This is a genomic window from Nocardia sp. NPDC056100, from assembly GCF_042266325.1.
Lineage (GTDB): Bacteria > Actinomycetota > Actinomycetes > Mycobacteriales > Mycobacteriaceae > Nocardia.
This window is the reverse complement of the sequence record NZ_JBHJVY010000008.1, coordinates 433,697-456,152: the sequence shown is the minus strand read 5'-3', so window position 1 is coordinate 456,152 and position 22,456 is coordinate 433,697. Positions and strand designations below refer to the sequence as shown.

The following is a 22,456-nucleotide window of genomic DNA, read 5'->3' as shown; positions in this document are numbered from 1 at the left end:
TTGTTGGTTCGAACAGGAGAAGATCATGACTGCGTCCAAAAATCTCGCCCTCGCGGTGCTGTCCGCCGCGACGCTGATGACCATCCTCGATGGCAGCATCGTGACCGTGGCGATGCCCGCGATTCAGCAGGATCTCGGCTTCACGCCGGCTGGGCTGAGCTGGACCGTCAATGCGTACCTGATCGCCTTCGGCGGACTGCTGCTGCTCGCGGGCCGCTTCGGTGATCTGATCGGGCGCAAGAAAATGTTCCTGACCGGCAATATCGTCTTCACCGCCGCCTCACTGCTTGCGGGTGCGGCCACCAGCCCGGCCATGCTCGTCGCGGCCCGGTTTCTACAGGGCGTCGGCAGTGCGATCGCCTCGGCGGTGGTGCTCGGCATCCTGGTGACCATGTTCACCGAGAAGGGCGAACGGGCAAGGGCCATCGGCATTTTCAGCTTCACCGGCGCGGCGGGCGCATCCATCGGCCAGGTGCTCGGCGGCGTGCTCACCGATGCGCTGAACTGGCACTGGATCTTCCTGATCAATGTGCCGATCGGGGTGCTGACCGTCGCGCTCGCCATCAAGGCGCTGCCCGCCGATCGCGGACTGGGTCTGGCCGCCGGAGCCGACGCGCTGGGCGCACTGCTGGTGACCGGTGGACTCATGCTGGGCATCTACACCGTGGTCAAGATCGAGGAGTACAGCTGGCTGTCCGCGCACACCCTGGGCCTGGGCGCACTGTCGCTGATCCTGTTGACCGCCTTCGTGATTCGCCAGCGCACCGCCGCCACCCCGCTGCTGCCACTGCGTATCTTCCGCTCCCGCAATGTGTCCGGCGCGAATGTGGTGCAGATGCTGACCCTGTCGGCCATGTTCGCCTTCCAGATCATCGTCGCGCTGTACATGCAGCGGGTGCTCGGCTACAGCGCGCTGCAGACCGGTCTGGCCATGCTGCCCGCCGCGGTGGCCATCGGCGGTGTGTCACTGTTCGTCTCGGCTCGCCTGATCACCCGCTTCGGTGAGCGCGCCGTGCTGATCAGTGGACTGGTGCTGCTGCTGGCCGGAATGGCCTGGCTGACAAGGCTTCCGGTGCACGCCTCCTATGTCACCGATCTGCTGCCCATGATGGTGCTGATCGCCGGCGGCGGCCTGGTGCTGCCCGCGCTGACCAACCTGGGCATGTCCGCCGCCCGCGCCGACGACGCCGGATTGGCCTCCGGACTGTTCAACACCACCCAGCAGGTCGGCATGGCGTTCGGTGTCGCGGTGCTGTCCACCCTGGCCGCCTCGCGCACCGGAGAGCGGCTCACCGCCGGGGCCACCGAGGCCGCCGCCCTGACCGACGGCTACCGCCTGGCCTTCATGATCGCCACCGGCGTGCTCGTCGCGGCCCTGGCCATCAGCGTCACCGTGCTGCGCCGCCCCGCCGCCACCGCCGCGCAGCAGGAGTTCGTCGCGGTCGCCTGATTCGACGGTGTGCGAAAACACCTCGGGCCCAGCGGATCACCGCTGGGCCCGAGTCGTGTGCCTGGGGATCGTATCGATCTCAGGCCGTCGGTGCGGAAATCCGCAGTGCGGCAACGAGTTCGCGGTACAGTTCATCGTTCGCGTACAACTCGCGGTGGGTTCCCGCCGCCCGCAGCGCACCATCCTCCAGCACCCAGATGGTGTCCGCGTCGATCACGGTGGAGAGCCGGTGCGCGATGGTCACCACCGCGCTGTCGCGGGCGATATCGCGAATGATCTCCTGCACCGCCGCCTCGGTGCGCCCGTCCAACTGTGCGGTGGCCTCGTCCAGCAGCAGTATCTCGGGCCGCCGCACGATCGCCCGGGCCAGCGCGATGCGCTGGCGCTGACCACCGGAAAGGCTGGTCTGCGCGACCGGCTCGTCCAACCCGCCCGGCAGGCGGTGCACGGTCTCGGCCAGCCCGACCGCGTACAGCGCCGCCCACGCCTCGGTATCGGTCGCATCCGGGTGGCGATACAACACATTGTCGCGAATGGTGCCGGTCAGCAGCGGCGTCTCCTGTTCGACATAGCCGATGCGGGCGCGCACCGAATCGATGCGCAGATCGGCATAGTCCTTGCCGTCCAAAGTGATTCGGCCGCCATCGGGATCGTGGAATCGGAGTATGAGCGAGAACAGCGTGGTCTTGCCCGCGCCCGAAGGTCCGACGATGGCGGTATGCCCGCGGCGCGGGATGACCGCCGACAGGTGGTCGACCGCGGGTCGATCAGCGCCCGAATAGGTGGCCGAAACATCTTCGAAAGTAAGCACATTCGGCCCGGAGACACCGTCGTCAGCCGAATGCCCGGCCGAAACATCCTCGGTGCGAATGCTTTCTGCTTCGCGCAGGCGCGCGGCGGCGGCCACGCCGGACTGCAATTGCGCCAACTGCCGGGTGATCTCGCTGACGGGTTCGACCAGTCCGAAGGCGTACAGCAGGAAGGCGACCAGCGTCGAGACCGCCAGCGCGCCCTGATGCACCCGCCAGGCGCCGAAGGCCAGGATCACGATGATGGCCAACTGGATTCCGCTGCCCGCCACGGTCCAGGCAATGGCCTCCACCCGCACCGCGCGGTTGGCGTGCGCGGCCGAATCCCGGGCGTGCGCGATGACCCGGCGGCTCTCCCGCTCCTCGGAACCACTGGATTTCACCGTCCGCACCGCGCGCAGACCGCCCTCCAGCACGCCGCCGAGCCGCCCGACCGATTCCTGCGCCTGCCGCTGCGCGACCGCGATGGCGGGCATGAGCCAGCCCGCCAGCACCGCGATGACGAGCACCGCCACCAGCGTGCACAGCAGCAGCGGTACATCGAGCACCGCCATCAGAATCAGCGTGCCCACCAGCGAGATGGTGCCGTTGATCAGGTAGATCAGGCTGGACGAGGCCGCTTCGCGCAGGAGCAGCGTGTCCGAGGTGACCCGGGTGACCAGTTCGCCCGGGGGCCGGAATTGCAGATCGGGCAGCACGCCCCGGAAGAACCGGCGCACCAGCGAGGCGCGCGCGTCCAGCACGATGTGCTCGGCGATTCGGCCCAGCAGCAGCCATTCGGCCAGCCCGAATCCCGCGCCCAGCACCAGCAGTCCGAGCAGCAGCGAAATCGGTTGCAGCAGTGAGCCATCGGCTCCCACCGAATCGAGGATCCATTTGGTGGCCAGGGGAGTGGCCAGCGCCGTCGCGGTATAGCCGAAGCCGAGGCAGAGTGCGAGCAGTAGCCGTCCCCGATGTGGGCGCACGAACGACCACAGCAGCATCAGATGCTGGGCGCGCCCGGTCGCGGCAAGGGTGACTTCGGTACTCTGCATACCTCTAATGGAACACAGATGTTCCATTAGAGTCAAGTCATGCTCTGTTCAGGATCGGCCTGATACCGTTCCGGATATGCCCGCCACACCCGCCGCCACCGGCACCGGAGCAGCCAGAACCGGTATCCGGGCCCGCACCCGCGCCGCCATCCTGGACGCGGCGGCCGAGGTGCTCATCACCACCCCGGCGGCCTCGCTCGGCCAGATCGCCACCGCCGCCGATGTCGGCCGCACCACCCTGCACCGCTACTTCCCGGAACGACTCGATCTGCTGCGCGCCCTCGCCCGGCACGTCACCGAGCTGAGCACCGAGGCCATCGAGCGCGCCGAACCCGGCGGCGGCACCCCGGCGGCCGCGCTGCGCCGGGTCGTGGAAGGCCAATTCGACCTCGGCCCGATCCTGCTGTTCGTCTACTCCGAACCCGCCCTCGCCGGTGATGCCGAACTCTGGGCCGAACTCGCGCAGAGCGAGAACGCGGTGGACGCCATCCTGATTCGCGTCGGCGAGACCACCGGTGCGACGCTGCCGCTGTCCTGGCAGCGCCGCACCTTCTGGGCGCTGCTCTATGCCGCGTGGGAGGCCGCCAAACAGGAGACCACCCCGCGCCACGAACTCGTCGACGCCATCATGACCACGCTGACCCGGGGCGTTTTCGCCCCCGCCGCAACCGATTAGCCCAAACCGGTTGCGGCGGGCCCCGCTTGCACAGACACTCACGAGAGAGGGGAGCGCGTGAGTATGAGAACAGCCGTATCGGATGAGCCGAGCATCAATCAATGGTGCGCGGACGATTTCACCCTGCTGCCGGATGACGCCACCTGGCTGGGGCAGCTCGGTTTCGATCCGCCCGCCATGATTCGGCAGCGGCTCACCGACATGCTGTGCGAGCGGATTCCGCGCACCACCGTCGACTGGGTCGAGATCACCGCGCGGCCACGGCAATTCACCGCCGGACGGCATGACGGTGATGCCACCTTCACGGTCACCCGGGTCGGGATGGTCATCGCCATGACCCTGGCCGTGCACTCCCCGGGCAGGCGGCGGCAGGTCCTGCGGGGCGTGTTCACCTTCGTCATGACCGGGATGGGCGAGGGTCAGACCCCGCGCCAGCGCACCTGGCTGGATCTGGACGCGAGCCTGCGTCAGGCCGAACGCGAGCTGAAATCGCGCATGTTCGGCCGTTAGAAGCCGACGTCGATCTCCACGCTGTCCCGCTCGGTGTACATGCGCCAATAGTGTTCGCCCAGTTCGTCATTGGTCATGCGGGCGATCTCCACCCCGGCCGGGACCAGTTCGGGATGGTTGTCGACGATCTCCTCGGCGCGGCTGCCGCCGATCAGCACGCCGATATTCAGCACGCCCGCGTAGACGCCGGTGCCCCGGAGTTCATCGGCGAGCTGATGGACGTAACCGCGCTGAGCGGCAAGCGCCACACCGAAATTCGACAGGTACGGCTGCGACGCGTGCGGTGAGGATCCGGAGGAGTACAGCAGCGCACCGTCACCGCGTTCGATCATGGCCGGGGCGAGCGCCCGGGTCATGAGGATCGGCGAATGCAGTTTCAGCGCGATGGGAACCCGGAGTCCGGGCACATCCAATGCGAGGGTGCTCGGGACGCGATCGCTCATCTCCCCGGCCGCGCCGTGCATGGCCACATCGATCGGGCCGAAGGTCTCCCCAATCGCGGCGACGGCTTTGTCCAGCTGATCGGCGTCCTTGACGTCCGCGGGAAAGGCCGCCGCCTCGATGCCCTCGGCCCGCAGGTCGGCGGCGTGCCGTTCGGCCTTGTCCGGGTTACGTCCGATGACCGCGACCCGGAAACCCTCGCGCCCGAAGCGCCGGCCCGTCCCGACGCCGAGCCCGGGTCCGTAACCGAATATCGCGATGGTCTTGCTCATAGCGCCTCACTAAGTTGAGCCTTGGTTCAAGTTACCGTCGTGACGCTAGCTTAAGTTGAACCTATGCTCAACATATTTCACATGCCGAATTTGTAGGATCGGCGGATGTCCTCGAACAAGCCGCTGCGCCTGGATGCCCGCCGCAATCGCGACGCCCTGGTGACCGCGGCCCGCGAGGTCTTCGCCGAACGCGGTCTGGACGCACCGCTCAAAGAGGTCGCCGCCCGGGCGGGCGTCGCCATCGGCACGCTCTACAACCGATTTCCCACCCGCGATGATCTGATCGCCGCCGCCGTCGAGGACCGCATCGAAGCCGGGGGCCGAATCGCCGAGCGCGCCTTGCTGATCGAAGACCCCTGGGAATCCTTCACCTATCTGGTGGAGCAGGTGTGCGAACTCCAGGCGGGCGACCGGCTGCTCAACGAACTCGCCGTCCGGGCCGCGCCGAGCGCCGCCATCGCCCGCGCCCGCGAGGACGGCCACCACCGAATGCGCGAAATCGTCACGCGCGCACAGCGAGCCGGAGTGCTGCGCCCGGACTGGGTGCTCGAGGACATCGCCTTCATCACCTGGGCGCACACCCGGATCGTCGAGGCCACCGGAACCCTGGCCCCCGATGCCTGGCGACGCCATCTCGCCCTGGTCTTCGACGGTCTGCGCGCGGCCGCCGCGCATCCGCTCCCGGTGCCGCCGATCACCGAGGATCAGCTGATGCGAGCACTGGGCAGCGGTGCGCAATGAGCCGCTCGCACTGATCCCGGAGCGCCTCCGCCACGCGAGCTATCGTGGACGGCGTGGGTGTCATCGGCGAGTTGTTCCCGGGTAAGAAGCTGACCGACGAGGGCAGCGAGGACAGCGGCGGTCAGGACCACCGGCCGCGACTGGAACTCGATCTCGATGCCGGGGTGGTGCGCTTGTCCCCGCCCGCGAAACCATCGGACCAGCCGCAGGAGTGATTGCCCGCCAGTAGTGCGGCGATATCGGTACTGGTGGTCAGATCGCTCTGCACGTACCAGCGATCGGCATCCGGCGGCTGCGCGGTGGCATTGAGGCAGACGATCTTGTCCGCGTACGGGGAGAGCGTGCCCAATTCCTGCCGTGCCGCGACGGGGACCGCGACGGCGATGCGGATCGCGCCGTGCAGCCGGGCCATTCGGCAAATATCGCGCAGGGCGGTGGCATCGGCCACGCAATCGTCGGCCACCACCACCGTGCGCTCGGACAGGTCCACGCGTTTGCGATCACCGCGCAGGCTGAAGGCATTGCGGCGCAGTATTTCCGCCTGTGCCTCCTCGGTGGCGGCCCGCTCGGCTTCGCACAGGCTCCCGCCCGCCACGGCGGTGGTGTCGATGAGCAGTGTTTCGTCCTCGCCGAGAATTCCGTACACCAGGTCGGGATGACGGGCAACGGCCAAGGGGCGCACCAGGATTACGTCCAGCAGCACGTGCAGGGTGGCGGCCAGTTCGGCGGCGACCCGCATCCCGCCGCCGGGCGGAGCGAGGACCACCACATCGTCACCGCGAAAAGCAGCGAGCAGCCCGGCCAACTGCCGGCCCGCGTCGTTGCGGTCCATGAACGGCGGCATGTGCTTGCCCGACTGTGGATTTCAGCCGGTGGTCGGCCACGCCGGGGGCGTGAGCGGAGGCGGGGAGGGGTGCGCGGGGTGCCCGGATACCGTCATCATCAAGCGCCCTCTCCATTGAGTGGCTGCCGCGGTGGGGTGAGCAGACCGGGTCATGCGGAAAGGGTCGCTCGAGAAGGGCAGAATCCCAGTGTACGCCAGCGCGAACTCGTGGTTCCGCCCTTCCCGCGCATACGAATTGATCACATGCCGGTATCGCTCGAGTTCATGACCTGAGGAACGTTGCCGCGATACTCCAGAACCTGCCGCGATCCACCGAACGGAAATCCCAGGTCTCGGCGAGACGGTGAGTAGCGCTGACGATGCCGGTCACGTCGAAATCGTCGCGCGTAGCGGTGCCCTTGTCCTCGAGGGCGGCGATGACGTAGGCGGTGGCGGTCTCCACGCTGTGGGGCACGCAGGGCTCCAATCGGTCGTCGGAATGAGGTGCGGTGTAAGGGACTACGGCTGCGTTTCGGTGAAAACTTCCTCGTATCGGAACTCGGTGGGAATCCGCTCGCCCGCGGCGTGCGCCCGCTCTTCGCGGTGGCGCAGGTCGACGCGGCGGATCTTGCCGGAGATGGTCTTCGGTAGCTCGGTGAACTCCACGCGGCGCACTCGCAGATAAGGGGCGAGGTGGTCGCGGGCGTATTCGAGTATGGCGCGGGCGGTTTCGCGATCGGGTTCCCATCCGGCGGCGAGTGAAACGTATGCCTTGGGAACTGCGAGACGGGTGTCGTCCGGTTGCGGGACGACCGCCGCCTCGACCACGGCTGGGTGCTCGATGAGCACACTTTCCAGCTCGAACGGCGACACCTTGTAGTCGGAGGACTTGAAGACGTCGTCGGTGCGGCCGATATAGGTGATGTATCCGTCGTCGTCGCGTGAGGCGACATCACCGGAGTGGTAGAAGCCCCCCGCCGTGACAGCGGCATTGCGTTCCGGATCGCCCAGATATCCGGTCATCAGGTTGACCGGAGTGTATCCCAGGTCAAGGCAGATTTCGCCCTCATCAGCGAGTTCTCCGGTGATGGGGTCCACGAGTATGACAGGCACTCCCGGGGCCGGTCGGCCCATGGATCCGGGCTTGACCGGCTGTCCTGGCGTATTGCCGACCTGCAATGTGGTCTCGGTCTGTCCGAAGCCGTCACGAATCGTCAGACCCCACGCCTTCTCCACCTGTGCGATCACATCGGGGTTGAGAGGCTCACCGGCGCCGAGGATTTCACGCAGACCGGCCGGTCGCTCGCCGAGATCGGACTGAATCAGCATGCGCCACACCGTCGGTGGCGCGCAGAACGTGTTCACCTCCGCGCGACGCAGTTGCTCCAGCAGCGCCGCGGCGTCGAAACGGCCGTAGTTGTAGACGAATATGGTCGCCTCGGCCAGCCACGGGGTGAAGAAACAACTCCAGGCGTGCTTGGCCCAGCCCGGCGCGCTGATCGCCAGATGCACATCGCCCGGGCGCACGCCGATCCAGTACATGGTCGACAGATGCCCTACCGGATAACTGATTTGGGAGTGCTGCACCATCTTCGGCTTACTGGTGGTGCCGGAGGTGAAGTACACCAGCAGCGGATCATCCACCTCGGTGACCGCTGCGAACGGACCCGCCGACATGGTCATCGTGGCCTCGGCGTAGGAACGCCAGCCGGATACCTGCTGTCCCACCGCGATTCGCACGTAGTCCCCCGGCACCTCGTCGAACTTGGCGGTGTCGGCGGCATTGGTGATCACGAAACCCGCACCGCCCCGGTCGATCCGGTCGATGAGATCCTTCGGGCCCAGCGCCGCCGTGGTCGGCATGATCACCGCGCCGAGCTTGGCCACGGCCAGCATGGCCTCCCACAGTTCGGCCTGATTGCCGAGCATGAGCATCACCCGATCGCCCTTGCCCACACCGAGACTCGACAGCCAGGTCGCCACCTGATCCGACGCGTCGGCCATCTGGTCGAAGGTGATGCGCTGTTCCGCGCCGTCCTCCTCGACGATCCAGAGCGCGGTGCGGTCGTTACCGCGTGCGATGACGTCGAACCAGTCGGTGGCCCAATTGAATACGCCGGTCAGGCGCGGCCATTCGAAATGCTCCAGCGCGGCGGTGTAGTCGGTGGCGTGCGCGACCAGCAGATCGCGGGCGGCGCGGTAGGCCGCGGTATTGGAGGTGGGCGTCGCGGTGGTCATGCGGTCTCCTCGGTGGATCGGTTCAGCAGGTTCACGGCGATCTCGCGCATCTCGATCTTGCGGATCTTGCCGGTCACGGTCATCGGGAACTCATCCACCAGATGTACGTAGCGGGGGATCTTGTAGTGCGCGAGCTTGCCGGTGCAGAACTCGCGCAGGGATTCGGCGGTGAGCGGAGTCGCGTTCTCGCGCATGCGAATCCATGCCATCAGCTCTTCACCGTATTTGGCGTCCGGCACGCCGATCACCTGTGCGTCGAGGATGTCCGGATGGCTGTAGAGGAACTCCTCGATCTCGCGCGGATAGATGTTCTCGCCGCCGCGGATGACCATGTCCTTGATGCGGCCGGTGATCGCCACGTAGCCGTCCTCGTCCATGGTGGCCAGATCGCCGGTGTGCATCCAGCGCGCGGAATCGATGGCGTCGGAGGTCTTCTCGGGATCGTTCCAGTACCCGAGCATCACCGAATAGCCGCGCGTGCACAGTTCGCCGGGCAGTCCGCGCGGCACGGTCAGCCCGGTGACCGGGTCGACGATCTTGATCTCGATATGCGGTCCGGCCTGCCCCACGGTGGCGGTGCGCTGGGCCAGGCTGTCATCCGCGCGGGTCTGGGTGGAGACCGGGGACGTCTCGGTCATGCCGTAGCAAATGCTCACCTCGCCCATGCCCATGCGCTCGATGACCTGCTTCATCACCTCGACCGGACAGGGCGATCCGGCCATGATGCCGGTGCGCAGGCTGGACAGGTCGTAGGTGTCGAATTCCGGATCGGCCAGTTCGGCGATGAACATGGTCGGCACCCCGTACAGCGAGGTACAGCGTTCGGCCGCAACGGCTTCCAGCGTCGCGCGCGGTTCGAACGAGGGCGCGGGAATGATCATGGCCGCGCCGTGACTGGTGGCGGCGAGATTTCCCATCACCATGCCGAAGCAGTGGTAGAAGGGAACCGGAATGCAGATGCGGTCCTGTTCGGTATAGCCGCACAGCTCGCCGACGAAGTAGCCGTTGTTCAGGATATTGTGATGGCTGAGCGTGGCTCCCTTGGGGAAACCCGTTGTGCCCGAGGTGTATTGGATATTGATCGGATCGTCCGCCGAGAGCGCGGCCTGGGCGAGCGCCAGGCGTTCCGGATCGCCCGCGCGACCGGTTTCGAAGAGCCGCCGCCATTCCGGGCTGTCCAGCAGCACCACCTGTGCCAGGTCCGGGCATTCCGGGCGCACCTGCGCGATCATGGCCGCGTAATCCGAGGTCTTGAACGACGGCGCGGCGATCAGCGTGTGAATTCCGGCCTGCCCCAGCACATAGCGCAGCTCATGCGCGCGATAGGCCGGATTGATATTCACCAGGATCGCGCCGATCTTGGCGGTCGCGTACTGCGCCAGCGTCCACTGCGGGCAGTTCGGCGCCCAGATGCCCACCCGGTCGCCCTTGCCCAGCCCGCTCGCCAGCAGCCCCAGCGCCAAGGCATTCACCTCCGCCAGGAACTCGCGGTAGGTCCAGCGGAGGCCGGTGGTGTAGTCGATCAACGCGTCGCGGTCGGCGAACCGGGCCGCCGTGCGATCGAGATTGTCGCCGATGGTGTCCCCGAGTAGCGGCGTGCTCCACGCCCCCGAGGAATAGCTCACCGGCCGGAGCCGGTCCGTGCTCATGCTCACTTCGGTAGGATCCACGTCACACCGCCACCCCGACCAGCCCCGAACGGGGGTACCCGATGAGCTCCGCCACAGACGCCCTGCTGCGCCCCGACGATGGCGACGCCCTGCGCGCCGAACTACGGCAGATCGCCGCGCTCTCCAAGGCCCCGGTGGTGTTCGGCGGCACGGTGCACGCGGGCGGCCTGGTACTGAGCGAATTCGTCGGGACCAGGACCAATGGCATGCGCGGACTGGTTGTCGCCCCGAGTTCGGGGCTGGGCGGTAGCGCGATCGCCACGGGCAGGCCCCGTTCGGTGGCCGACTACCGCTCGGCGTCGACCATTACCCATCACTATGACGCCCCGGTCCTGGGCGAGGGCCTGCGTGCGGTGGTGGCGGTGCCCGTGGTGGTCGGCGGGCAGGCGCGCGCGGTGCTCTACGTGGCCAACCGAGATTCGGGGCCGATAGGGGATCGGGTCGCCGATGCCATGGTGCGATCCGGACAGCGGCTGAGCGTCGAGCTCACCATTCGCGATGAGGTGGACCGGCGGCTGCGGCTGGCGTCCGCGCGCGATGCGGCAGCGGCGGTAACCGGTCCGGATGTCGTATTCGCCGAACAGCTCCGGGATCTGCACGCGGAATTGCGCGGTATCACACCGTCGGTGTCGGATGCACTGGCCCGCAACCGATTACGCACTGTGACCGATAAACTGGCACGCCTGGTGTCCGGTGTGACGGATCCGGCGGGGGAGATCACCCTCGCACCCAGGGAATTGGACGTGCTGGCCCAGATCGCCCTGGGCTGTACCAATTCGGAAGCGGCGCTGCGACTTTCGCTTCGCGCCGAAACGGTGAAAAGCTACCTGCGCAGCGCCATGACCAAACTGGGCGCGCATTCTCGCCATGAAGCCGTCGTGCGCGCCCGGCGTCTGGGCCTACTGCCCTGATCGACCATAGCCTGCCCGCGACTTGCGGCGGGCTTCTTACCGAACGAAGGCGAATCCGTATGTGATACAGGTTCTTTGGCTGCATACCGAATTCGGTTCGGGCGAATCGCCCTATGTCACTCCAAGCCCCGCGCATCCGGGTGATTCGCGTACGCGAATCACCCGGTTGTTCAGCGTATTTCGCCGATGCTAGCGGGCTGCCATATGGCGGATTGTCTCGCCGCCCTTGTGCTGATGGAGTCGCCCGAAGCGGCTGTCCAATAGGTGGGCCATGCTTTCCGCGGCGCCGATATACGCCTCTTCGACGGTGGCGGCGCGATGGCGGACCGCCACCGGGGGTTGCCCCTTGGGGCGCGCCTCCAGGTTGCACTGCTTGTCTTCGGAGCCGCCCTTATGGCCGTTCACGTCGGTGACGTGGGCTTCTACGCGGGTCAGATTGTCCGCGAAGCGGTCGAGGATGGATTCGATGGTGTCCTGCGCCTGCTCGATGAGTGCCGCGCTGCCGCCGATGTGCTTGTCGGCGAAGACCTGGATTTGCATGGCATCTCCAAACTCTTGGAATAGCCGAGAACTTGCTGACACCACCGACATTACCCGTTTTTCGGGGCGATCGGTCGGTTGCGAACGTCACTCGTGCGTAACGGTGCCGGAAGGTATTGTGCGCAACCGGATTTGCCCGCGATGTGGATTCGGTTACTCCGCTTGACGCCCGGCCGGGGTGGCGATCAGCCCACGCCCGGTATCGGGGAGTTGATGACCGGCATCGCAGCGCAGTACCGCGCGCACCGGCGCACCGCAGTCGGAGTGCGATACCGCCAGTGGCGGCCCGCCCGGTCCCGCCAAATGCTTATCGCCCCACTGCATGAGCGCGGTCAGCACCGGCTGTAATTCGCGGCCCGCGGCGGTGAGCCGGTACTCCTGGCGGGTGCGCGAACCCGGTTCGCGATAGTCGTGCAGTTCCAGTACGCCCGAATCCACCAGCGTGCGCAGCCGCCGGATCAGGACCGCGCGCGGTGCGCCGGTCGCCTCCTGGATGGCGTCGAAGCGGCGCACGCCCAGGAAGACCTCGCGCAGCGCGAGCAGCGCCCATTGCTCGCCGACTATCCCGAGTGCGGCCGCGACCGAACAGTTCCGTGCCATGCCCTACATCCTATCTACATTCACATTGTGAACCCAGGGTGTTAGGGTCATTTCCATGACGATCACCACCGAACCGCCCGCGAGCCCCGAATCCTGGGGCGAGGTGCGCAGCAGAAACCGTCTACTGGCATGACCCCAAGGTCTCGCTGGAGGCAGCGCCGGGTCGCACCGGCCTGGAGTACCTGACCGCCATGGTCGACGGCGAGATCCCGGGCGCGCCCATCGCCGGGCTCATGAATATGCGCCCCGTTCAGGTGGCGAACGGCGATGTCGTGTTCGTCTGCACGCCGGACGAATCCATGTACAACCCGATCGGCATGATCCACGGCGGCGTCGCCTGCACCCTGCTGGACACCGCCGCCGGGTGTGCCGTGCACACCACCCTCGCCGCGAACGTCGGCTACACCTCGATCGAAATCAAAATCAACTACCTGCGCCCCATCCACGCGCACACCGGTGAGCTCACCGTGCACGGCTGGGTCACCAAACCCGGCCGCCGCGTCGCCTTCGCCGAAGCCGACGTCCGCGACGCCGACGGAACACTGCTCGCCACGGCGACCAGCACCTGCCTCGTCATCGGCGGCTGACCCCGTCCTGGGTGGCTGATCGCCCGGAAGCTGTAGTGCCGCTTCGGTTACGAAGGCTCAGCGGGTGGCGAGGTCCAGGACGTTGAGGGCGAGCTGTTCGGCGGCGTCCGGATGGCCCTGGGCGCGGGCGGCGGCGGAAACCGCTGTGCGCGAATCGGGTTCGGTGAGCAGTTCGAACAGGGCGGTGCGCAGGTTGGCGGCGGTGGCGTCCGCGCCGGACAGCGCCCGGGCGGCATTGTGGTCGGCGAGGATCTGGGCATTGCGGATCTGTTCGCCGCCCACCGAATGCGGGTAGGGGATCAGTACCGAGGGCTTGCCGAGGGTGGTGAGCTCGGCCAGCGTGCCTGCGCCGGAACGGGATACGACCACATCGGCGAGGGCGAGCACATCGGGGAGTTCGGGGCCGAGGAATTCGCGCACCAGGTAGCGCTCGCGCAGGTCGGCCGGGAGCGCGGCGGCGCGCTCGCGCACCCGATCGTAGGAGAGCTTGCCGCACTGATGGATCACATTGGCGATGGTGAGCAGTTCGGGCAGCAGTTCATCGATCAGATCGTTGATCTGCACCGCGCCCTGCGCGCCGCCGGTGACGTACACGGTGGGCAGTTCGGGGGAGTATCCGGTCCAATTCAGCGCGGGCGCAGCGGCTTTCGCATCACCGGTGGTCAGCGCGGGCCGAATCGGATTGCCGGTCACCACCGCGCGCCCGCGCACCTTGGCGGGCAGCCGTTCCACCGACGCCGCGGAGCTGAGCGCGATCCGGTCGGCGGCGCGGGCGAGTAGCTGGTTGGCCTTGCCGATGCCGGTGGTCTGCTCGTGGATCACCAGGGGCCGTCGCCGCAGTGCCGCGGCGAGTCCGATGGGAGCGCAGACGTATCCGCCCGTGCACAGCACCGCGTCCGGCCGGAAGCGCCGCACCACCGCCTGTGCGGTGAGCACGCTGAGCGGAACCCGCAATGCGTCCTTGGCATTGGCCGCGTTCAGCATCTTCAGCGGATTGCGATCGCGCCGCAGTTTTCCGGCCTTGATGCCCGTGAACGAAATGTCGTTTTCATCCGAGACACGCTGTTCCAAGCTGTTCGGCACGCCGACCCACAACACCTCTGCGGTAGCACCCGCCTCGGCCGTCAGATCGCGCAGCGCGCGCACGGCCGATACCGCAGGGTAGGTGTGCCCGCCCGTGCCGCCACCGGCCACGACCACGCGAATGCGGCCCCGTGCGGCTACGCGTCGCAGGATTTCGGCGCGGTCGAGTGCGGATCCGGTCATGGCTGAGCCTCCTGAAGATGAGTCGGACGTACGGTACCGGTCGGTCGGCGGTGATTGCGAAGTGTTGGCTAACGGCCAATGGGCCTTTACCATGATCTGTGACTCGGATCACGTTGTAGCGGTAAAGGTTCTGACGCAAGTTCGTTTCTCAATCTGCCCAGCGAATTCGCACTTCGCCCAGCGAGAGGGGCCTGACGATGGAGCCCTGGACGCTGTCCCGCCGCGCTCGCCGTCAACCCCCGCGCCCGCAGCGCCGCCCCTCCATCGCCTGCACGCCGACCACGGGCCGGTAATCCCCGGTTCGAATTCCACGAGATCGACTCGGCGACTACGAGTCCCAGCGTCAATGGAGGTGGCCATGAGTTCCTCGGCAGCGGCAGATCCCGCTTACGGCAATGGAATGCCCTGGGTGGAAGGCGGTGACGCGAACCGAATCCTTTCGCGCGCCCAGCAATTGACCAGACCACTGCTGCGCGCCGCGGTGGACACCCTGCCCGCCGAACTGCGGCTGGTCGCGGGCTACCACCTGGGCTGGTGGGACGCCGCCGGGGTGCCGACCCTCGGCGAATCCGGCGGTAAGGGCCTGCGGCCCGCGCTGGTGCTCGCCGCCGCGCGCGCCGCGAGCGGGCGCGGGGACTCGGACAGATCACCCGAAAAGGCCGTACATGCCGCTGCCGCAGTGGAATTGGTGCACAACTTCACGCTACTGCACGACGATGTGATGGACGGTGATGAGCTCCGGCGCGGCCGCCCCACCGCCTGGCGGGTCTGGGGCATCGACGATGCGGTGCTCGCCGGTGACGCCATGCACGGCCTGGCCATCTGGACCCTCGCCGGTGCGCCGATCGCCGGACTGTCCGGAATAGCGCGACTCGAACAGGCGGTCATCGAGCTCTGCCTGGGCCAGCAGCGGGATTGTGCGGCAGAGTCGAAAGATGAAGTGACCCTTGACGAATGCCTGGAGACCCTCCAGTACAAGACGGGTGCGCTGATCGGCTGCGCCTGTGCCATGGGCGCACTGTGCGCCGATGCGCGCCCGGACGTCGTGGAGGCGATGGACCACTTCGGGCGGGAACTGGGCATCGCCTTCCAGCTGGTGGACGATCTGATCGGCATCTGGGGCGATCCGGTGCGCACCGGAAAACCGGTCGGCAATGATCTGATGCGGCATAAGCGCAGTCTGCCGGTCGTGGTGGCGCTGGAGTCCGGTACCGCGGCCGGGCGGGAGTTCGCCGAGCTGTACCGCTCGGGCGAACCGCTGGACGCCGCGGCGGCCCTGCGCGCCGCGGATCTGATCACCCGCGCCGGTGGCAGACGCTGGGCGCAGGCCGAGTCCATCCGCCGGGTGCGGGCGGCGAAATCGTGTATCGCGGGATTTCGGGGTGCGCGGGATCTGATGGAATTGGCCGATTGCGTGGTGGAGCGCGATCACTGATCGTTGATACCGTTCACAAATACCGGCCGGTCGAATTCGACCGGCCGGTATTTGTTGCTGGACAGGTCATTTCAGCAAACTATTGCCCCGGCAACCCTCGCGCATACCCGGCTTGACGAGCTGACCATGGGACTTTGGTCCCTAATTCCCCGCATTCCGTTGCTCCAAAACTGCTGGGCTGTCAGGATATCGAGCACGCGGCGCACTCGAGCTACCGAAAGCGCGCCGAAATACATACCAGGCGTGTGTTTTTCGCTATTCGTGCACGACCATTTCCAGGAGTTCGAGCATGACCACGGGTCCTCTCGCCGAGTCCGGTCGCCTGACGGTGCTCGGCCGGGAGTCCGCCCGCGAATTGGTCGGCGAATCGGAGAATGCGGCGGCCATCGCGCACACCGGAATATTGCGAGTCACCGGTGAACCCGGCGGTGATCTGTATTTCCGTGCCGGACAGATCATTACGGTGGAATCGCCCGGCGCGCCCGGGGTGCGGCAGTTGCTCGCGCGGCCCGGGCGCATCAGCACCGGTGCGGCCGATGTGCGCCTGGTCGCCCAGATGGCGGCCCTGGACGGGATATTCGCCATCACCGCGGGCTGGGTGTCGGGATGCGGCTGGCAGGACGCGCCCGCGGAGTCGGGCGAACTGCCCGGCATCGACACCGCCTGGTTGCTGTTCGAGACCGAGCGGCGGCTGGCCGCCCTCGCGCACGGCCGCGTCTCCCCGCATCGAAATCATCTGGTGCTCACCGATACCGGCCGTGAACTGCTCGCCGGCCACGAGGACGGTCACGGCAGCGCCGCGCAGTGGCAGGAGATCCTGCTCTGGGTGAACGGCCGGCACAGTTGCCGCGATATCGCCATGCAGCTCAGCCGCAGCCTGTACGCGGTGACCGTCGACGTGGTGCGGATGCTCGACGCCGATCTGCTCGGTATCGCACCGCTGGAACGCGTGCAGCTGCCGATGACCGAACCCGCGCGCGGCGGGGCCAGATCACTGCTGCCGCGCCGCCGCCGCGGCGCCAGCGGCATCAATGACACGCTGCCGCCGCGCCCACCGCAACCGGCCACCCGTGCCTATCAACGGACCGCCACCGCGCGGAAAACAGAAAGGACGCAATGAGTACCACGAACGCGACCGGACCGGGCAGCCTCTCGGACCGCATCGGAATTATGGTCAAAGTGCTGCGCTCGGAAGTTCCGGAATGCCTGGCCGCCGGCGCCATCGATATGACCACCGGAATGCTGCTGGCGGTGGAGACCGTCGACAATCATCCGCAGGAAGTGCTCGATCTGCTCGCCGCCGCCACCCTGGATCTGTTCCAGGGGCGCAATGTGGTGATGATCGAGGATATTTGGAAGGAGCGGCGCGGAATTCGCCTGGAGCGGCACTATTTCCAGGAGATTCTGGTCAACAGCGATAACCTCACACACCTGTTCATTCGCACCGAGAGCCGCGATGACGTGGTTATCGTGGTGGTCTGCCGTAAAACGGTGAATGTCGGCATGCTATTCGCGCAGGCCCGCCGGGTGCTGAAGGAAACCGGCAGGCTGTAAGCGGTCGCTTTGTCGCGATTTACGAGATTTGCGCGACGCCGCCGAGCATCGATACGGCCTCCGCGCGCGGCTGCGCCCGATACTCGTCGGGCCGCCACTCCATGACGGCGGTGATACCCGGCGCCACCATCTCGTATCCGCTGAAGAACTTCGCGAACTCGGCGCTGGAGCGCAGTCGGAAGGGCACGCCGCTGCGCTTGTTGGCCTCGGTGGTGGCCGCCAGATCCTCCGGCTCCAGAAAGTCGTTGGTGGCATGCGACATCACCAGGTGACTGCCCGGCGGCAGCGCGTCGCAGAGCGTGCGCACCAATTCGTACGGATGCCGGTCGTCGGTGAAGAAGTGCATGATGGCGACCAGCATGAGCGCCACCGGCTGCTTCATATCCAGGGTGGCGAGCAGATCCGGATGGTTCAGGATGCGTTCGGGATCGTTCAGATCGGCATCAAGGTACGCGGTCCGGCCCTCGGGCGCGGAGTTCAGCAGGGTGCGCGCGTGCACCAGCACGATCGGATCGTTGTCCACGTAGACGATGCGTGATTCGGGCGCGATGCCCTGCGCGATCTCGTGCACATTGCCCGCGGTGGGCAGGCCCGCGCCGATATCGAGGAACTGGCGAATCCCGGCCTCCGCGGCCAGGTATCGGGTCACCCGGCGCAGGAAGTTGCGGTTCTCCACCGCGGCCAGCCGGACCGTGGGGAAGGCCTCGGCGACGGCGTCCGCGGACTCCCGGTCGGCCGGGAAATTGTCCTTACCGCCCAGCCAGTAGTCGTAGCGACGAGCCGGGTGCGGTTTGGTGGTGTCGATCCGCTCCGCTGCCGATTCCGAGTTCACAACGCTCCCAATCCAATTCGATTAGTGTTTGATCATGTCGCGCTACAGCCCATACGACTTCGAAGTTCACGCCGATCCGTACCCCCACTATGCCAGGTTGCGTACCGAGGCTCCCGTCTACCGGAACGACACCGACGACTTCTGGGCGCTGTCCCGGCATGCCGACGTGTTGGCCGCGCTGCGCGATTCCGAACGCTTCTCCAGTGTGAACGGCATCCGGATGGAGCCCGCCTTCTGGGGTCCGCAGGCCGAACATTTCTTCTCCTTCGTCGCGATGGATCCGCCCAAGCACACCCGCCTGCGCGGACTGGTGGCGCGCGCGTTCACCGCGCATCGGGTGCAGGGGCTCGCGCCGCGACTACGCGAGATCGCGCGCAACGTGCTCGATCCGCTGCTCGAACGCGGCAGCTTCGATCTGATGACCGATTTCGCCGGGCCGTTCCCGACCGATGTGATCTCCGAACTGGTCGGGGTGCCGCAGGCGGATCGGGAGATGATCCGCAAGCTCGGCATGGAGATCATGTACACCGATGAGGAATCCACCGATCTGCGGCCCGAGGCCGTGCAGGCCATCGGCGCACTGGTCGGGTACTACACCGAACTCACCATCGAGCGGAGCAAGGAGCGTCAGGACGATCTGCTCTCCGGACTGCTCGACGCCGCCGACGGCGATGACCGCCTCACCCCGGAAGAGATTGTCGGCGTACTGATTCTGCTGGTGGGCGCGGGCATCGAAACCGCCATGCTGACCTTCGGCAATACCTGGCATGCGGGCTGGCTGCACCCGGATCAGCGCCGCCTCGCCCTGGACGGCCGCATCGAGGACTGGATCGACGAGTCCATGCGCTGGGATCCGTCCACCCAGACCAATCTGCGCACCGCCACCGCGGACATCGAGCTGCACGGCGTCACCATTCCGGCGGGCGGCCGGGTACTGCTGCTCACCGGTGCGGCCAATCGCGATCCGGAGGTCTTCTCCGATCCGGACGCCTTCTATCTGGACCGCGACACCACCTCCTCGCTGGTGTTCGGCAGCGGCCGGCATCACTGCCTCGGCTCCAATCTCGCGCTGCTGGAATTGCGCACCGCGTTGTCCGAGATCGCCGCCGCGGTCTCCGACTACGACATCGATCCGGACGGCCTGCGCCGCATCCACTCCTCGAACAACCGCGGCTTCGCCAGCATCCCCACCACGGTCACCCGTCGCTGACGTCATCCGCTGAGCCCGGACTCCCGGGCTCAGCGCGCGATGGTCCGACCATTGGGCCGAGCCCAAGTTTTCCGGGGCTTGCGTAAACCTCTCGGACGCAGTGGTCTGTGTCTCTTTTCTGGGTCCCCCAAATTGCCATAGCTTTGCTAACGTTCTCCGCACTGTCGTCCCGCAGCGCTGCCGGATCTTTGGGCGGCGGTGATTTCGGATCGGCTGGCAGCTGAGAGGACGGCGACGATGGCGGTACCCGTTGCTGCCTGGACCCGGCCGGTGGAGCGGAAAAAGCCTGCTGACACTGCCGAATTCCTGCGCATCGTGACCGAGTCGCCGATGCTGCGGCGCATGCCGCGCACACCCAGGATTCCGCTCGCACCCGCGCAGGAACGCATGTGGCATGCCGCGGCGGCCGGATACTCCGCTGACTGGAATGTTGCTCGCGCGTTTCGGATTCGTGGTCAGGCGGTAAATATCCCCGCACTGCTGGCCGCCATCGATGACGTCATGCGGCGGCACGCTCCGCTGCGCACCTGCTATCCGGCGACCGCGGACGGACCCGTGCAGGTGGTCATGGACGCCGATGTGGCACGGATCGATGTGCGCGTGGTGGACAGTTTCGCGGGCGAACTCACCGAGCGCATCGCCGAATTCAGCGGCCGCGCCTTCGACCTCGGCACCGAGGTGCCGATCCGGGCCCGGGTGTTCCGGCTCGGGGCGCGGGATGTGGTGATGGCGCTGGTTGTGCACCACATCTCCCTGGACGGTCAATCCATGGGTCCGCTCATGCGGGATCTGGTCACCGCCTATCTGGCGCGCGCGAGCAGACAGGCTCCCGCGTGGCCGCCGCTGCCGGTCGACTACATCGACTACACGCTGTGGAAGCACGAATACCTGGGCGCGTACGACGATCCGTCCAGCCGGGCCAGCACCCAGCTGCGGTACTGGGCGAACAATCTGGTCGGACGGCCCATCCCGCTCGAATTGCCCTATGACAGAGCCGGTTCCGGATATCGGGACGCCGCCGGCGCGCTACTGCGGGTGCGCCTGGACGCCGATATCCACCGCATGCTGCTGCACCGCGCCCGGCAGAGCGGTTCGAGCGTTTTCATGATGCTGCAGACCGCCTTCGCGGTCGCGGTGTCTGCCTTCGCGAAATCGCCCGATGTCACCGTGGCGACCGCGGTGTCCGGCCGTGATGATCCGCTGCTCGCCGATATCGTCGGCAATCTCGCGGACGATGTGCTCATGCGGGTGCGCCTGGACCGCGCCGCCGATATGACCGAACTGCTCGATCAGGTGCGCCGAGTCGCCCTGGCCGCCTTCGCGAATCCGGACACCTCCAATCCGCGACTGCTGCGCTGCCTGCCGCAGGATCCGAATCATCCGCTCTTCCAGGCCACGCTCATCCTGCAACGCGATGACGCCGCCCCGCCCGGGGAATCGATTCCGGGCGGACTGTCGGTGACCGAGGTGCCGACCGGGGTGGTGCGCGCCAAACACGATCTGGAATTCGGGCTCACCGAGCATTACGACCACACCGGCGCACCGGTCGGAATCGACGGGCCGTTCCTGTATCCGATGGCCCGATTCGATCCGGAGACCGCCGAGCGCTTCGCCGAAAAGTTCCTCGCCACCGTCGAATTGATCGCCAGCGGGTACACCGGGCCGATCGCTCCACTGCTGGTCAGCGCGCCACGGCGGCGTGCGCGCCGGGTCCGGAACCGCCCGGCCCCGGGCTGTTGAGGGCTGCGCGCGACTGAACTTCAGGCTGTTCGCGACTGAAGGTCAGACCGTGCCCGACTGAACCGATCCCGGTGTCGCCTCGTGGAACGAGCGAAGCGTGCCGAGTGAACCGAGGTCGACATGACCACAGATCCGATCAGACGCCGGGAAATTGTGGCGGGGGCGAGCGTGCTGGTGTTCGCGGCCGCGTGCACCGGCGGGCAGCGGAGTTCCGCGCCCACGAGTTCGTCGATGTCGTCCCCGACCACGACCTCCGGTGCGCCGCCATCCACCACCGTGCCGCCGACCACCGAACCACCGCCCCCGGCACCGGGTCCCGCGCCGATCGACGGCACCGTGCTCGCCCGGGTGTCGGACATTCCGGTCGGATCGGGCGCGATTCTCGGCGATACCGTCGTCACCCAGCCCAGCGCCGGAACCTTCCTGGCCTTCTCGACCGTCTGCACTCATCAGGGGTGCGCGGTGAACTCGCTGTCCGGCGGAACGATCAATTGTCCGTGCCACGGCAGCCGTTTCGCCCTGGACGGTTCAGTAGTGGCGGGTCCGGCGACCCGGCCGCTGGTCGCCCGCGAGGTGAGTGTGCGGGACGGTCAGCTCATCGCCGGTCCCGCTCCGGCCGTGCCGGTCGCACCCGCTTCCGAAGAGCAGGCGCCGATCCCGGAGGCCGCCCCGGTCATCACCGACCCCGGCGCACCGGACAACGCCCTCGCCCGAACCTCCGACATCCCCGTCGGCTCCGGCGTGATCATCGGCAATACCGTTGTGACACAGCCGAACCCAGGCACCTTCATCGGCCTCTCGGTGATCTGCACCCACCTCGGCTGCGCCGTGAACGACATCTCCGGCGGCACCGTCAACTGCCCATGCCACGGCAGCAAATTCAACCTCGACGGTTCCGTCGCGGCGGGCCCCGCCACCCGAGCCCTGGACCCCCGCGAGGTGAATGTGCAAGGGGACTGGCTGGTTTCGGGCGCGGGCAGCCCCGACGACCCCATCCCACCGCCCAAACCCTGGTGGTGCGAGGTGCTCCCGCCAGGCTGCCTCGGCTGCTGAACATCCCTCGCAGACCCATCAGCTTCGAGGTGAGGACCCCCGTCATCCCGGCGTGCCTTTGGTC

The 22,456-nt window shown here is 67.0% G+C and carries 22 protein-coding genes; 12 read left to right on the top strand and 10 right to left on the bottom strand.

Annotated features, from left to right (window positions below):
• Nucleotides 1-25 precede the first annotated feature (25 nt).
• Nucleotides 26-1,450, top strand: coding sequence for an MFS transporter (locus ACFC0O_RS45975; protein ID WP_375968588.1), 1,425 nt, complete (start codon nucleotides 26-28; stop codon nucleotides 1,448-1,450).
• 79 nt (nucleotides 1,451-1,529) lie between these two features.
• Here ACFC0O_RS45975 and ACFC0O_RS45970 read toward each other — a convergent pair whose 3' ends face one another.
• The gene (locus ACFC0O_RS45970; RefSeq protein ID WP_375968587.1) at nucleotides 1,530-3,293 is read right to left on the bottom strand and encodes an ABC transporter ATP-binding protein; all 1,764 of its coding nucleotides are present in this window, start codon (nucleotides 3,291-3,293) and stop codon (nucleotides 1,530-1,532) included.
• A 76-nt stretch (nucleotides 3,294-3,369) separates the two neighbouring features.
• Here ACFC0O_RS45970 and ACFC0O_RS45965 point away from each other — a divergent pair, with 76 nt between their 5' ends.
• A complete protein-coding gene (locus ACFC0O_RS45965; protein WP_375968586.1) occupies nucleotides 3,370-3,969 on the top strand; it encodes a TetR/AcrR family transcriptional regulator in 600 nt (199 codons plus the stop codon).
• Between the two features lie 57 nt (nucleotides 3,970-4,026).
• A complete protein-coding gene (locus tag ACFC0O_RS45960) occupies nucleotides 4,027-4,479 on the top strand; it encodes a hypothetical protein (protein ID WP_364638901.1) in 453 nt (150 codons plus the stop codon).
• Here the strand turns inward: ACFC0O_RS45960 and ACFC0O_RS45955 are convergent.
• Nucleotides 4,476-5,192 carry an SDR family NAD(P)-dependent oxidoreductase gene (locus ACFC0O_RS45955; protein WP_375968585.1) on the bottom strand — a complete coding sequence of 239 codons (717 nt, stop codon included), beginning with the start codon at nucleotides 5,190-5,192 and terminating at the stop codon, nucleotides 4,476-4,478. The two genes, ACFC0O_RS45960 and ACFC0O_RS45955, sit on opposite strands and share 4 nt — an antisense overlap.
• A 105-nt stretch (nucleotides 5,193-5,297) precedes the next feature.
• Here ACFC0O_RS45955 and ACFC0O_RS45950 point away from each other — a divergent pair, with 105 nt between their 5' ends.
• Nucleotides 5,298-5,933, top strand: a complete 636-nt coding sequence (locus ACFC0O_RS45950) for a TetR/AcrR family transcriptional regulator (protein WP_375968584.1) — start codon at nucleotides 5,298-5,300, stop codon at nucleotides 5,931-5,933.
• 121 nt (nucleotides 5,934-6,054) lie between these two features.
• Here the strand turns inward: ACFC0O_RS45950 and ACFC0O_RS45945 are convergent, their stop codons facing one another.
• The 4 genes from ACFC0O_RS45945 to ACFC0O_RS45930 all read right to left on the bottom strand — a co-directional run bounded on the left by ACFC0O_RS45945 (nucleotide 6,055) and on the right by ACFC0O_RS45930 (nucleotide 10,643).
• Nucleotides 6,055-6,765 carry a phosphoribosyltransferase family protein gene (locus ACFC0O_RS45945; RefSeq protein ID WP_375968583.1) on the bottom strand — a complete coding sequence of 237 codons (711 nt, stop codon included), beginning with the start codon at nucleotides 6,763-6,765 and terminating at the stop codon, nucleotides 6,055-6,057.
• Between the two features lie 274 nt (nucleotides 6,766-7,039).
• The gene (locus ACFC0O_RS45940) at nucleotides 7,040-7,231 is read right to left on the bottom strand and encodes a hypothetical protein (protein WP_364638889.1); all 192 of its coding nucleotides are present in this window, start codon (nucleotides 7,229-7,231) and stop codon (nucleotides 7,040-7,042) included.
• A 44-nt stretch (nucleotides 7,232-7,275) separates the two neighbouring features.
• Nucleotides 7,276-8,994 carry an AMP-binding protein gene (locus tag ACFC0O_RS45935; RefSeq protein WP_375968582.1) on the bottom strand — a complete coding sequence of 573 codons (1,719 nt, stop codon included), beginning with the start codon at nucleotides 8,992-8,994 and terminating at the stop codon, nucleotides 7,276-7,278.
• Nucleotides 8,991-10,643, bottom strand: coding sequence for an AMP-binding protein (locus ACFC0O_RS45930; RefSeq protein WP_375968581.1), 1,653 nt, complete (start codon nucleotides 10,641-10,643; stop codon nucleotides 8,991-8,993). The genes ACFC0O_RS45935 and ACFC0O_RS45930 overlap by 4 nt, the downstream gene beginning before the upstream one ends.
• Before the next feature lie 62 nt (nucleotides 10,644-10,705).
• On the opposite strand from ACFC0O_RS45930, the gene ACFC0O_RS45925 reads away from it, so the two are divergent.
• Nucleotides 10,706-11,575 carry a response regulator transcription factor gene (locus ACFC0O_RS45925; RefSeq protein ID WP_375968580.1) on the top strand — a complete coding sequence of 290 codons (870 nt, stop codon included), beginning with the start codon at nucleotides 10,706-10,708 and terminating at the stop codon, nucleotides 11,573-11,575.
• A 189-nt stretch (nucleotides 11,576-11,764) separates the two neighbouring features.
• On the opposite strand, the gene ACFC0O_RS45920 is transcribed toward ACFC0O_RS45925, so the two are convergent.
• Complete coding sequence (locus ACFC0O_RS45920; protein WP_364638877.1) at nucleotides 11,765-12,115, bottom strand: ribosomal subunit interface protein; 351 nt, start codon at nucleotides 12,113-12,115, stop codon at nucleotides 11,765-11,767.
• A gap of 153 nt (nucleotides 12,116-12,268) precedes the next feature.
• On the bottom strand, nucleotides 12,269-12,715 hold the full coding sequence (locus ACFC0O_RS45915; protein WP_375968579.1) for a winged helix-turn-helix transcriptional regulator: 447 nt from the start codon (nucleotides 12,713-12,715) through the stop codon (nucleotides 12,269-12,271).
• A 191-nt stretch (nucleotides 12,716-12,906) separates the two neighbouring features.
• On the opposite strand from ACFC0O_RS45915, the gene ACFC0O_RS45910 reads away from it, so the two are divergent.
• Entirely contained in the window at nucleotides 12,907-13,302 is a 396-nt protein-coding gene (locus ACFC0O_RS45910; RefSeq protein ID WP_375968578.1) for a PaaI family thioesterase, read from the top strand.
• 57 nt (nucleotides 13,303-13,359) lie between these two features.
• Here ACFC0O_RS45910 and ACFC0O_RS45905 read toward each other — a convergent pair whose 3' ends face one another.
• A complete protein-coding gene (locus tag ACFC0O_RS45905; protein ID WP_364638868.1) occupies nucleotides 13,360-14,568 on the bottom strand; it encodes a UDP-N-acetylglucosamine--N-acetylmuramyl-(pentapeptide) pyrophosphoryl-undecaprenol N-acetylglucosamine transferase in 1,209 nt (402 codons plus the stop codon).
• 358 nt (nucleotides 14,569-14,926) lie between these two features.
• Here ACFC0O_RS45905 and ACFC0O_RS45900 point away from each other — a divergent pair, with 358 nt between their 5' ends.
• The 3 genes from ACFC0O_RS45900 (at nucleotide 14,927) to ACFC0O_RS45890 (ending at nucleotide 17,557) form a co-directional block, all read left to right on the top strand.
• Nucleotides 14,927-16,003 carry a polyprenyl synthetase family protein gene (locus ACFC0O_RS45900; protein ID WP_375968577.1) on the top strand — a complete coding sequence of 359 codons (1,077 nt, stop codon included), beginning with the start codon at nucleotides 14,927-14,929 and terminating at the stop codon, nucleotides 16,001-16,003.
• 289 nt (nucleotides 16,004-16,292) lie between these two features.
• Nucleotides 16,293-17,123 carry a hypothetical protein gene (locus tag ACFC0O_RS45895; protein ID WP_375968576.1) on the top strand — a complete coding sequence of 277 codons (831 nt, stop codon included), beginning with the start codon at nucleotides 16,293-16,295 and terminating at the stop codon, nucleotides 17,121-17,123.
• Nucleotides 17,120-17,557 carry a hypothetical protein gene (locus ACFC0O_RS45890; RefSeq protein ID WP_375968575.1) on the top strand — a complete coding sequence of 146 codons (438 nt, stop codon included), beginning with the start codon at nucleotides 17,120-17,122 and terminating at the stop codon, nucleotides 17,555-17,557. Before ACFC0O_RS45895 ends, ACFC0O_RS45890 begins: the two co-directional genes overlap by 4 nt.
• Nucleotides 17,558-17,576: 19 nt before the next feature.
• Here ACFC0O_RS45890 and ACFC0O_RS45885 read toward each other — a convergent pair whose 3' ends face one another.
• Entirely contained in the window at nucleotides 17,577-18,389 is an 813-nt protein-coding gene (locus tag ACFC0O_RS45885; protein WP_375968574.1) for an SAM-dependent methyltransferase, read from the bottom strand.
• A 34-nt stretch (nucleotides 18,390-18,423) separates the two neighbouring features.
• Here ACFC0O_RS45885 and ACFC0O_RS45880 point away from each other — a divergent pair, with 34 nt between their 5' ends.
• From ACFC0O_RS45880 to ACFC0O_RS45870, 3 genes are all read left to right on the top strand, one after another.
• Nucleotides 18,424-19,599: a cytochrome P450 gene (locus ACFC0O_RS45880; RefSeq protein ID WP_375968573.1), complete on the top strand. Its 1,176-nt coding sequence runs from the start codon at nucleotides 18,424-18,426 to the stop codon at nucleotides 19,597-19,599.
• Nucleotides 19,600-19,836: 237 nt separating this feature from the next.
• Nucleotides 19,837-21,339 carry a condensation domain-containing protein gene (locus tag ACFC0O_RS45875; RefSeq protein ID WP_375968572.1) on the top strand — a complete coding sequence of 501 codons (1,503 nt, stop codon included), beginning with the start codon at nucleotides 19,837-19,839 and terminating at the stop codon, nucleotides 21,337-21,339.
• 120 nt (nucleotides 21,340-21,459) lie between these two features.
• Entirely contained in the window at nucleotides 21,460-22,392 is a 933-nt protein-coding gene (locus ACFC0O_RS45870) for a ubiquinol-cytochrome c reductase iron-sulfur subunit (RefSeq protein WP_375968571.1), read from the top strand.
• Nucleotides 22,393-22,456: the final 64 nt, after the last annotated feature.